General features: G+C 70.6%; 8 protein-coding genes. 5 read left to right on the top strand and 3 right to left on the bottom strand.

Translation table 11 applies throughout. The features are described from left to right. Nucleotides 1-53: 53 nt before the first annotated feature. Genes MRBLMI1x_RS06360 through cydC form a run of 4 tightly spaced genes read left to right on the top strand, consistent with a single transcriptional unit; the run spans nucleotide 54 to nucleotide 5844 of the window. Nucleotides 54-1481, top strand: a complete 1428-nt coding sequence (locus MRBLMI1x_RS06360; protein ID WP_018186994.1) for a cytochrome ubiquinol oxidase subunit I — start codon at nucleotides 54-56, stop codon at nucleotides 1479-1481. A gap of 9 nt (nucleotides 1482-1490) precedes the next feature. Then, a complete protein-coding gene (gene cydB, locus MRBLMI1x_RS06355; RefSeq protein WP_363457304.1) occupies nucleotides 1491-2525 on the top strand; it encodes a cytochrome d ubiquinol oxidase subunit II in 1035 nt (344 codons plus the stop codon). Between the two features lie 20 nt (nucleotides 2526-2545). Next, on the top strand, nucleotides 2546-4183 hold the full coding sequence (gene cydD / locus MRBLMI1x_RS06350; RefSeq protein ID WP_363457301.1) for a thiol reductant ABC exporter subunit CydD: 1638 nt from the start codon (nucleotides 2546-2548) through the stop codon (nucleotides 4181-4183). Continuing rightward, nucleotides 4180-5844 carry a thiol reductant ABC exporter subunit CydC gene (cydC, locus tag MRBLMI1x_RS06345; RefSeq protein ID WP_363457298.1) on the top strand — a complete coding sequence of 555 codons (1665 nt, stop codon included), beginning with the start codon at nucleotides 4180-4182 and terminating at the stop codon, nucleotides 5842-5844. The genes cydD and cydC overlap by 4 nt, the downstream gene beginning before the upstream one ends. Before the next feature lie 18 nt (nucleotides 5845-5862). Here cydC and MRBLMI1x_RS06340 read toward each other — a convergent pair whose 3' ends face one another. After that, on the bottom strand, nucleotides 5863-7401 hold the full coding sequence (locus tag MRBLMI1x_RS06340) for an SDR family oxidoreductase (protein ID WP_363457295.1): 1539 nt from the start codon (nucleotides 7399-7401) through the stop codon (nucleotides 5863-5865). A gap of 190 nt (nucleotides 7402-7591) precedes the next feature. Here MRBLMI1x_RS06340 and MRBLMI1x_RS06335 point away from each other — a divergent pair, with 190 nt between their 5' ends. After that, entirely contained in the window at nucleotides 7592-9022 is a 1431-nt protein-coding gene (locus tag MRBLMI1x_RS06335; RefSeq protein WP_363457292.1) for an MFS transporter, read from the top strand. Here MRBLMI1x_RS06335 and MRBLMI1x_RS06330 read toward each other — a convergent pair. Together MRBLMI1x_RS06330 and MRBLMI1x_RS06325 are read right to left on the bottom strand one after the other, a co-directional pair. Further along, nucleotides 9017-9622, bottom strand: coding sequence for a GNAT family N-acetyltransferase (locus MRBLMI1x_RS06330; RefSeq protein WP_363457289.1), 606 nt, complete (start codon nucleotides 9620-9622; stop codon nucleotides 9017-9019). The two genes, MRBLMI1x_RS06335 and MRBLMI1x_RS06330, sit on opposite strands and share 6 nt — an antisense overlap. Continuing rightward, complete coding sequence (locus MRBLMI1x_RS06325; protein ID WP_363457286.1) at nucleotides 9619-11526, bottom strand: helicase HerA-like domain-containing protein; 1908 nt, start codon at nucleotides 11524-11526, stop codon at nucleotides 9619-9621. The genes MRBLMI1x_RS06330 and MRBLMI1x_RS06325 overlap by 4 nt, the downstream gene beginning before the upstream one ends. Nucleotide 11527 lies beyond the last annotated feature (1 nt).

The following is an 11527-nucleotide window of genomic DNA, read 5'->3' as shown; positions in this document are numbered from 1 at the left end:
GCGATCGGGACCGCGTCGTACCGTCGGAACATACCCGTGGAAGGACCAAGCCCGTGGACTTTCTGGACCCGCTCATCCTGGCTCGCCTGCAGTTCGGACTGACGACGCTCTACCACTACCTGTTCGTGCCGCTCACGCTCGGCATGGCGCTCACCGTCGCGATCTTCCAGACGATCTGGCACCGCACGGGCGACGTGAAGTGGCTGCACATCACGCGCCTGTTCGGCAAGATCTTCCTGATCAACTTCGCGATGGGCGTGGTCACCGGCATCGTGCAGGAGTTCCAGTTCGGCATGAACTGGTCGGACTACTCGCGCTTCGTCGGCGACGTGTTCGGCGCTCCGCTCGCCTTCGAGGGCCTCATGGCGTTCTTCTTCGAGGCGACCTTCATCGGCCTCTGGATCTTCGGATGGGACAAGCTGCCGCGCCGCATCCACCTCCTCACCATCTGGGCGACCGCATTCGGCTCGATCCTGTCGGCCTACTTCATCCTCACCGCGAACGCGTTCATGCAGAACCCGGTGGGCTACACGCTGAACCCCGAGACCGGGCGAGCCGAACTGACGAACTTCTTCGCGCTGCTGACCAACCCGGTCGCCCTCGCCGCCTTCCCGCACACGATCTTCGCGGCGTTCATGTTCACCGCGGCCGTCATCATCGCCGTCGCCGCCTACCACCTGCGCCGCGGCCAGCATCTCGAGACGATGCGTCCGGTGCTCCGGTACGGGATGTGGTTCATGATCATCTCGTTCGTCGGCACGGCGATCAGCGGCGATCAGCTCGGCCTCGTGATGGTGCAGACGCAACCGATGAAGATGGCGGCCGCCGAGGCGCTCTGGAAGACCGCGTGCGGGGCGGACGCATCCTTCTCGATCTTCTCCATCGGCACCCCCGACGGCACGGCCGAGGTCTGGTCGCTGCGCGTCCCGTACCTGCTGTCGTTCCTCTCGACGCACACACTCGACGGCTGCGTCGAAGGCCTCAACAACCTGCAGGCCGATTACACGGCGCGCTTCGGCTCCGGCATCGACTACATGCCCGAGATCTGGGTCACCTACTGGTCGTTCCGCTGGATGATGGGCTTCGGCGGCATCGCCACCCTCATCTCGGTCGCAGGTCTCTGGGTCACCCGCAAGAAGGCCACGCGTCCCGTCGCCGGCTGGATGTGGCGCGTCGCCATCTGGTCCGCCCCGCTCCCGCTGTTCGGCAGCCTCGTGGGCTGGATCTTCACCGAGATGGGTCGCCAGCCCTGGATCGTCTTCGGTCTCATGCACACCGCGGACGGGGTCTCCCCCAACGTCCCCGCCTGGACCGTGCTCATATCGCTGGTCGCCTTCACCGCGATCTACGCGTCGCTCGCGGTCGTCGAGTTCCGCCTCATCCTCAAAGCCGCGCAGCAGGGTCCCGACCCGCTGCCCGGACCCGATGACCCCGACCCGCGGGACCTGCCGGTCGACCAGACCCCCTCGACGGTCTACTAGGAGCACGCCATGGATCTCGCCTACCTCTGGTTCTTCATCGTCGGTGTCTTCTTCGTCGGCTACTTCGTCCTCGACGGGTTCGACTTCGGCGTCGGGATGAGCCTGCCGTTCCTCGGCCGAGACGAGGTGTCGCGGCGCCAGGTCATCAACACGATCGGTCCCGTGTGGGACCTCAACGAGACCTGGGTCATCGTCGCCGGAGCCTGCCTGTTCGCCGCGTTCCCGGAGTGGTACGCCACCCTGTTCAGCGGGTTCTACCTGCCGCTGCTGCTCATCCTGCTCGCCCTCATCCTGCGCGGCGTCTCGTTCGAATACCGACACCAGCGCGAAGGACTCGCGTGGAAGCGCGGCTTCGACCGGATGATCGTGATCGGCTCCGTGATCCCGGCGCTTCTGTGGGGCGTCGCGTTCGGCAACATCGTGCAGGGCGTCCCGATCGACGCCGAAAAGAACGTCACGGGCTCGCTTCTGACGCTCCTGAACCCCTACGCACTGTGCGTCGGGGCGACCACGCTCCTCCTCTTCTTCCTCCACGGGCTGTACTTCGTGGGACTGAAGGCCGACGGCACGGTCAAGGAGGAAGCGCACCGCCTGGCACGTCGCGTCGCCCTCCCGACGATCGCGTTCGCCGCCGCGACCGTCGTCTGGACCACGGTCATCGCGATGGATCGCGAGGCACCGGCACTGGCGGCGGTGATCGGATGCGGCGTCGCCGCCGCGCTCGCGCTGCTCGGGTCGGCCGTCGCGAACCTCCGTCGCCGCGACGGGTGGGCGTTCGCCCTCGGAGCGGTCACGATCGTCGGCGCCGTCCTGATGCTGTGGTTCGCCCTGTTCCCCTACGTCATGCCGTCCTCCACCGATCCGGCGAACTCGCTCACGATCGAGAACGCCTCGAGCACCGACTACACGCTCGGCGTCATGACCTGGGCGGCGGTCATCTTCCTGCCCGGCATCCTCGCCTACCAGGCCTGGACCTACTGGGTGTTCCGCAAGCGCATCTCGCGGGTGCAGATCGAGAAGGCGGATGCCGCGGCTGCTCACTGAGCCCGCGGGAGGATCGAGCCATGCCTGACGAGACCGAGCCGCGGCAGCCGCCGGTGGACCCCCGCCTGTGGCGGTACGCCGCGGCATCCCGATCGTTCTTCGTCGTCATCGCCCTGCTGTCCCTCCTGCAGACGGCGGTCATCGTCGGCTTCGCCTTCTTCACGACCCGAGCGATCGTCGATGCGATCGCCGGGGCCGACCTGGCCGGGACCCTTCTCGCCCTCGCGGGCATCGTCGTCGCCCGCTCGGTGCTCGCGCTGATCCGTGAACGCGTCGCCGCGCGCGCGTCGGCACGCGTCGAGTCGCAGCTGCGCGCGGCCGTGCTCGACGGCGTCGCGCAGCTCGGCCCGGAGTGGACGGCGTCGCGCAGCACGTCGCACCTCGCCCTCGTGGCGGGGCGCGGACTCGACGCCCTCGAACCGTACGTCGGGCGCTATCTGCCCCAGCTCGTGCAGACCGTGATCGCGACGCCGATCCTCGCCGCGGCGATGTGGTCGGCCGACGCGATCTCGGGCCTCACGGTCCTCCTCACCCTTCCCCTCATCCCGATCTTCATGATCCTGATCGGCCTGGCGACGCGCTCCGTGCAGCGCCGCCAGTGGGAGACTCTGACCCGGCTCGCGACCCGGTTCTCCGAGACGGTGCAAGGACTGTCGACGCTCACCGTCTTCGGCCGTCAGCGTCGCGCCGCCGACGCGATCGAGCGAGTGACGGACGACTACCGCCGCGAGACGATGACGGTGCTCCGGGTCTCGTTCCTCTCGGGCTTCGCACTGGAGTTCCTCGCCTCGATCTCCGTTGCGATCGTCGCGGTCGCGATCGGGTTCCGCCTGATGGACGGCTCCCTCACCCTGAGCGTCGGCCTGTTCGTCCTCCTCCTCGCACCGGAGGCGTTCCTGCCCCTCCGTCAGGTCGGCGTGCAGTTCCACGCCGCGAGCGAGGGGGTCGCGGCCACGCGGGACGTCTTCGCTGTGCTCGATGATGCCGCCGCGGCATCCGCAGACACCGCGCCGGCAACCGCGCCGACCGGGCCGGACCACGTGCTGCGCGTGCAGGACGTGCGTGTGCGCGATCTGCCGCCCGTGACGCTGGACGCGCGCTCGGGCGAGATCGTCCTGATCGAGGGGCCGAGCGGTGCCGGCAAATCGAGCCTGCTCCACGCGCTCCTCGGATTCGCCCCCGCGACCGGACGCATCGAGTTCGACGGCGTCGCGGCAGCCTCGCTCGCGCCGTCGGCCTGGCTCGGATGGGCGGGACAGCGCGCCGGTCTCGCCGCGGGCACGGTCGCGCAGAACATCCGCCTCGGCGACGACGACATGCCGGAACGGACGGTCCGCGAAGCCCTGGCGCTCGTGGGCCTCGGCGCCCTCGACCCCGCCCGGATGCTGGGCGTGCAGGGCGCGGGGCTGTCGGGCGGGCAGGCGCAGCGCGTCGCCGTCGCCCGCGCCCTCGCCCGGCACCTCCGCGGCCACGCTCCCGTGCTCGCCCTCGACGAGCCGTCCGCGGCCCTCGATGCCGACGCCGAGGCCCACCTGTGGCGTTCCCTGCGTCAGGTGGCGGATGCCGGGGCCCTGATCGTCCTGGTCTCGCACCGTGAGAGCGCCCGGGGCATCGCCGATCGCGTCGTGCGCCTGAGCGGTGCGGAGGTCACCGCATGACGACCATGCGTGACGTCCTCCGCGACGCGGTCCCGACACCGCGGAGATTCTGGCCCGCACTCGCGTCCGGGTTCCTGTCCGAAGCGTCGGCCGTCGCGCTCCTCGCCGTCAGCGCGTGGCTGATCGTCCGCGCCTCGGAGCAACCGCTCGTCATGTACGTCACGATGGCCGTCGTCGGTGTCCGCGCTTTCGCCCTCTCCCGCGCGTTCTTCCGCTACACCGAGCGCCTGTCCAGTCACGACGCCGTCCTCCGGCAGCTCGCCCGGACGCGGACCGATCTGGTGCGGCGGCTGCTCCCCCACGCCCCCGCGGGACTCGCCTCGTCATCGCGCGGTGACGCCTCTGCGGCCCTCGTCGACGACGTCGACGAACTGCAGAACCTGTCGCTCCGCGTGATCCTCCCGCTCGTCTCGTCGGCCACGGTGGCGATCGGATCGGTGCTCCTGGTCGCACTCGTGTGGTGGCCGGCCGCCCTCACCCTGCTCGCCTGCCTCCTCGGCGCCGCGGTCGCCGCCCTCGCGTGGGGCTGGGTGGCGGGGGCGCGGGCGGAGCGATCGATCGCCCCGCTCCGTGCGCGACTGCGCGACGCGGTCCTCGATCATCTCTCGCGGCTCGACGTCCTCGTCGCCTTCGGGGCGGAGTCCGCCTCGCGCGCTGCCGTCCGGAACGCGGATGCCGCCCTCCGCCGTGCCGTTCTCCGTCGGGCGGGCGCGCAGGCGGGGACGGCCGCCCTCGTCTCCCTCGCCGCGGGCGTCGCGACGGTCGCGGCCCTCCTCGTGGCCGCCCCGGCCGTCGCGGCCGGCGGCCTCTCGGGCCCCGCGCTCGGCGTGGCCGTCCTCGTGCCGATGGCGGTGTTCGAGGTCTTCACGGCCGTCCCGCTCGCCGCGTCCGCCTGGCGGCAGGTGCGGGCCGCGGCATCCCGTGTCGCCGGCGTCGTGCCCGAAGAAGTCCCGAGCGAGATACCGGCAGAAGGGACTCCGACCGGCGAGGCTCCATCACTCGGCGACGGGCTCCGGCTGCGCGGCGTCGACGTGCGCTGGCCGGGCGCCGCGGCGCCTGCGCTGACCGGCGTCGACCTCGACGTGCACCCCGGCGAGCGCCTGCACATCGTGGGTGCGAGCGGCGCCGGCAAGTCGACGCTCGCTCACGCCCTCGTGAGGTTCCTCGCCGTCACCGGCGAGTACTCCATCGGCGGACGCTCGGTCGACGAGATCGCGCCCGACGACCTGCGCCTGACCGTGGGACTGTGCGAGCAGCATCCGATGCTCTTCGACGAGGACATCCGGCAGAACCTCCTCTTCGCTCGCGACACCGCGACCGACGCGGAGCTCGAAGCCGTGCTGGAACGGGTCGGGCTCGGCGACTGGCTCCGCGCCCGCGGGGGGCTGGGCGCGCGGGTCGGCGAGCGCGGCGCCCTCGTCTCGGGCGGGCAGGCCCAGCGCATCTCCCTGGCGCGGGCGTTGCTCCGCGGGTTCCCCGTGCTCATCCTCGACGAGCCGACGGCAGGGGTCGATCCGGCCGCCGCCGACGCGCTCCTGACCGATCTGCTGGGCGCCGTCGACGGGTCGCACGCGGTCGTGCTGATCTCGCACGCCGGGGTCCCCGCATCCCTCGTCGATCGCACCGTGCGCGTCGCGGGCGGACGACTGACGCCCGCCTGAACCTCAGCGCGCCGTGGTTCAGGTCGTCGGGGCCTCGCGCTCCGCCGCCGCCGCGATGCGGTTCGCCATGCCCTTGAAGATGAATCCGTGGAAGGGCAGGACGGCGAACCAGTACAGCCGGCCGGCGAGCCCGGTCGGGAAGAAGACGGCCCGCTGCTCGTACCGCGATCCCGAGCCCTCGGGCTTCGCGCGCAGCTCAAGCCAGGCGAGCCCGGGCACCTTCATCTCGGCGCGCAGGCGCAGCAGGCGGCCCTCCTCGACGGCCTCGACGCGCCAGAAGTCGATCGCGTCGCCGGCGGCGACCTTGCCGCGGCTGCGGCGACCGCGCTGCAGGCCGACACCGCCGACGAGGCGATCCATCCAGCCGCGGACGGCCCAGAGGAACGGCGACGAGTACCAGCCGTTCTCCCCGCCGATCCCGACGATGACGCGCCACAGCTGCTCGGGGCTCGCCGACGTCGTCGCGGACTGCTCGTCGGTGAAGACGAGCCGGCCCGCCCACTCGGGGTCGCTGGGCAGCGGGTCGCTCGGCACGGAGGAGACCTCGGCGTCCTGCCAGCTGGTCTCGACGGCGTCGGCTTCGACCTTGCGGAGGGCCAGCCGCACGGACTCGCGGTACGGCGTCAAGCCGCCCTCGGGACGCGGCAGCAGGTCGTCGACGGAGTGGTCGTCCATGATGCACTCGTTCTGCAACGAGGCGATCAGCGGGCGGGCGATCGCCCGCGGCACGGGCGTCACGAGGTTCACCCAGTGCGAGGCGAGTCCGGGAGTCAGCACCGGCAGCGCCGCGATCGCGCGTTGGCGGAGCCCGGCTTCGACCGCGTACCCGTTCATCATCTGGCCGTAGCGCAGTACGTCGGGGCCGCCGATGTCGACCGCCCGATTGACCTCCGGATCCACGTGGGCCGCAGCGAGCAGGTAGTGCAGGACGTCGCGGACGGCGATCGGCTGGATGCGGTTGCGCACCCACTTCGGCGCCGGCATGTACGGCAGCACGTCGGTCAGGTGACGGACCATCTCGAACGAGGCCGACCCCGATCCGATGACGACACCGGCCTGGAGGACGAGCGTCGGCGCCCCGCTGTGCAGCAGCGTCTCGCCCACCTCGACCCGCGAACGCAGGTGAGGACTCAGCGTCACACCCGCCGGGTGCAGCCCGCCGAGGTACACGATCCGACCGACGGATGCCTCGGCCGCCGCGTCGGCGACCGTCTCCGCCGCGCGCAGGTCCTTCGTCTCGAAGTCGTCGCCCCCGCCCATCGAGTGGACGAGGTAGTAGAGCACGTCGACGTCGTCGACCGCCCGGGTCACGGCATCCGCGTGCTCGGCAGCACCTTCCACGACCTCGACCTCGCTCCCCCACACGAACGCCGCGAGTCGCGCCGGGGTGCGGACGAGGACGCGCACCCGGTACCCCGCCGACAGAAGCCGTGGGACGAGCCGCCCGCCGAGGTATCCGGTGGCTCCGAGGACGAGTGCGCGCGGCGCGGAACCATCCGGTCGAGGCTGTGCAACGAGGGCCGGTTCGCGGCCGGTGGGGGCGGAGAGCTCGCTCATGTCGCCACGATAGACCGGTCCCGACGGGGGTCGGGCCCTGCTCAGCCCGTCGTGTTTGTCAAGAGACACGCCCCGGGATGCGAGGGTCCGATCGACTACGTAACGTGGAGAGATGGCCAGGTCATCTCGCCCCTCGGTACCCCCGTCCTCCGAAGCACTGACCCGCTCCGCGCCACCTCCGCGGCTGGGCGTGGACGACGTCGTCGTGGTCGACACCAAGCGCGTCCGGACAGCGATCGGCGGCACCGTCGTCGGCAACTTCATGGAGTGGTTCGACTTCGGGATCTACGGCTACCTCGCCGTGACGATCACCGCGGTGTTCACGGCAGACCTCCCCGAACCATGGGGTCTGCTGGCCACCCTCTTCGGGTTCGCGATCTCGTTCCTGGTCCGCCCTATCGGCGGGCTCGTTCTCGGTCCGCTCGGCGATCGCATCGGACGCCAGAAGGTCCTGTTCTTCACCATGGCGATGATGGCTCTGGCAACCGCTCTCATCGGCGTGCTGCCCACGAGCGCTCAGATCGGGCTCTGGGCGATCATCCCGCTCTATGTCTTGAAGATGATCCAGGGCTTCTCCACCGGTGGCGAATACGCGGGCGCGACCACCTACGTCGCGGAGTTCTCGCCCGACAAGCGGCGAGGTTTCTGGTCGTCGTGGCTCGATCTCGGCTCGTACGTCGGCTTCGCCGCCGGTGCCTCCGTCGTCGCTCTCACGACGATCATCACCGAGTCGGTCTGGGGCGAGACCGCGATGACGGACTTCGGGTGGCGCATCCCGTTCCTCGTCGCAATCCCGCTCGGCATCGTGGCGATCTGGTTCCGCCTCAAGATCCCCGAGACCCCCGCCTACGAGAACACCGCCGGAACCGACGAGGAGCCGGATCGCGATGATCCTCTGGCACGCCATGGCATCGTCGGCATCCTCCGTCACCACTGGCGTGAGGTGCTCATCGGCATCGCGATCGTGGCAGCGACGAACACCGCAGGCTACGCGCTCACCAGCTACATGCCGACCTACCTCGAGAAGGAGGTGGGGATCTCCAACCTGGGCGCTGCTGTCGCCACTGTGCCCGTGCTCCTGGTCATGTCGGCGTGCCTGCCGTTCATCGGCGGGCTGAGCGACCGCATCGGGCGTCGACCGGTGTACATGATCGCGGCCGGCTCGACGATCGTCCTCATGATCCCGGCCTTCGCGGTCATGCAGATCGGTCAGGAATGGGCTGTGTTCATCGCCCTCGGAATGGTCGCCATCCCTGTGGCGTTCTACGTCGCCGTTTCGGCGTCGACACTGCCTGCACTCTTCCCGACGGCGTCGCGGTTCGGCGCCATGGCGATCGCCTACAACGTCTCGGTCTCCCTGTTCGGCGGCACGACGCCGCTGTTCAGTCAGGCGCTCATCGATCTGACCGGCAACACCTTCATGCCGGCGTTCTACATCATGTTCTTCGCCGCGCTCGGCGGCGTCGCCCTGCTGTCGATGAAGGAGACCGCCAAGCGTCCGTTGCTGGGATCCGTTCCCACCGTCGAGACGCGCGAAGAAGCCATCGAAGTCGTCGCTCGTCAGGACGAGGACCCGCTCATCGACACGTCGACGATGCCGATCCCCGTCCACCGGTCATAGCCGCATGCCGTACGCGCTCGACCCCGGCGATGACGGCAGCGCCGCGAAGCCCAGACGGGTGTAGAACGCCATCGCGCCGGTGTTCTCCGCCGAGGCGACGAGGTGGAGACCGGCGACGCCCCGTTCCCGCAAGGCGGCGAAGAGCGTCTCGATGAGTCGGCGCCCTGCCCCCTGCCCCTGCGCCTGCGGCAGCAGGTCGATGTGCAGGTGGGCGGGGAAGTCGGCCGCGTACCGCTCGGGCTTCTCGCCGCGGCCGTACGCGTAGAGCAGCGTGCCGTCCTGACGCGTGACCTCGGCCTCGGGCTTCGGCCAGCGGTTCGCGAACCGCGGCCACCACTGCGTCCGGAACCACTCCTCGAACCCGTCCGTATCGTCGGTCGCGACGACGTATCCCATCGGCGTCCCGTTCTCGTCCTCGACCACGAAGGCGAGGTCCGGGTGGCGTTCCACATAGGGCAGCGCCCAGATGTGGCCCCAGATCGCGTCGTCCTCGAAGATCCCGGTCGCATCGCTCCCGGCATCCGCGGTCCGCAGGCAGATCTCCGAGAGCGCCGGCTCATCGCCGGGACGGAACGGACGGATGCCTCCCGCCGCGGTCATCGCCGGCGTCCGTTCCCGAACACTCCGCGGATGACGCTGCCGATGATCGACTGGGTCGTCTTCGACCCGAGGATCTCCTCGAGAGGGGATGCCTCGCGCGTGCGGCTCGTCCGGGTGCTGCCGCCGGTGGTCCGGAGGATCCGCTCGTACTCCCGCTGGGCATCGCGCTCGGCCTTCTGCTGCGCCTTGTCTGCAGCGGCCTTCTGCTTCGCGTACTCCGCGTCGGCCTTGGCCTTCTCGGTCGCCGCCTTCGCCGCATCCGCCGCGGCATCGGCGGCGGCCATCTTGGCGCCGAGGATCTCGCGCGCGGATTCGCGGTCGACGGGTGTCCCGTAGGTCGCGAGGAGCGGAGACGCGGCGACGACGGCCTGCACGGCCGCCGCGGGCGTCGGGGACATGAGGCCCTGGGGGGCGCGCAGGCGCGTCCACGCGACCGGGGTGGGGGCGCCCTTCTCGTTCATGACCGTGACGATCGCTTCGCCCGTTCCGAGCTCCTGGAGGACGCGTTCGAGGTCGTATCCCGAGGTCGGGTACGTACTCACCGTCGCGCGGAGGGCCTTCGCATCATCGGGCGTGAAGGCACGGAGCGCGTGCTGGATGCGCGAGCCGAGCTGACCGAGCACGTCCGCCGGCACATCCTTGGGGGTCTGCGTCACGAAGAAGACGCCGACGCCCTTCGAACGGATGAGCCGCACGGTCTGCACGATGGCGGCGGTGAACGCCTTCGAGGCGTCGCGGAAGAGCAGGTGCGCCTCGTCGAAGAAGAACACCAGCTTGGGCTTGTCGGCATCCCCCACCTCGGGGAGGATCGCGAAGAGCTCTGCCAGCAGGTACATGAGGAAGGTCGAGAACAGTTCGGGCTTGTCGGCGATCCCCGGCACCTCGAGGAGAGAGATGACACCCCGCCCGTCGGGTGCCGTCCGCAGGAAGTCGTGGACATCGAACTCCGGTTCGCCGAAGAAGACGTCCGCGCCGCCGTCGGCGAAGGTGATGAGTTCGCGGAGGATCACGCCCGCTGTCGCGGGCGACAGGCCGCCGAGGTCCTTCAGCTCGGGCTTGCCCTCGTCGCTCGTCAGGTAGGTGAGCACCGCCCGGAGGTCCGAGAGGTCGACGAGCGGCAGGCCGTGGGCGTCGGCGTAGTGGAAGACGAGGCCGAGACTCGACTCCTGCGTCTCGTTGAGCCCCAGGACCCGGCTGAGCAGGAGCGGACCGAACCCGGTGACGGTCGCCCGCACGGGGACCCCGGTGCCGATGCCGCCGAGGGCGAAGTACTCCGTGACGGATGCCGCCGGTTCCCATGCCTGCCCGATCGCCTCCGTGCGGGCCAGCAGCTTGGGGTTCGGCTCCCCCGCCGTCGCCACGCCGGTGAGGTCGCCCTTGATGTCGGCGGCGAAGACCGGCACCCCCTTCGCCGCGAGCTGCTCGGCCAACCCCTGGAGCGTGCGGGTCTTACCCGTGCCGGTGGCACCCGCGACGAGGCCGTGCCGGTTGGTCATGGCGAGCGGGATGCGGATCTGCGCGTCCGGGAGGGGGGCACCGTTCATGAGGGCCCCGAGGTCGAGGGTCGCCTCGTCGAAGGTGTACCCCTGGGCGATGCGGGCGACCTCGCCGTCGTCCAGCGGGCCCCCGGCGGGAGGGGCCGCAGCGGGCTGAGCGGATTCCGCGGCCGGAGCCTCGGCGGGTGGCTCCGCCGCCGCGGGCTCGGCAGACGCGGGCTCGGCGGGTGGCTCCGCCGCAGCGGGCTCGGCAGACGCGGGCTCGGCGGGAGCGGCATCCGTCGTCACCGCCGCGGCACGGGCGGCCGCGAGGGCGGCCTGCGCGCGCGCGAGTTTCAGTTCCGCCGCGGCGGCAGCGGCTTCCGCTTCGAGGCGGGCGAGTTCGGCGGCGGCTTCATCGGCGCTCATG

This window comes from Microbacterium sp. LMI1x-1-1.1, from assembly GCF_040676205.1.
Taxonomy (GTDB): Bacteria; Actinomycetota; Actinomycetes; order Actinomycetales; family Microbacteriaceae; genus Microbacterium; species Microbacterium aquilitoris.
This window is presented reverse-complemented; position numbering and strand designations above follow the sequence as displayed.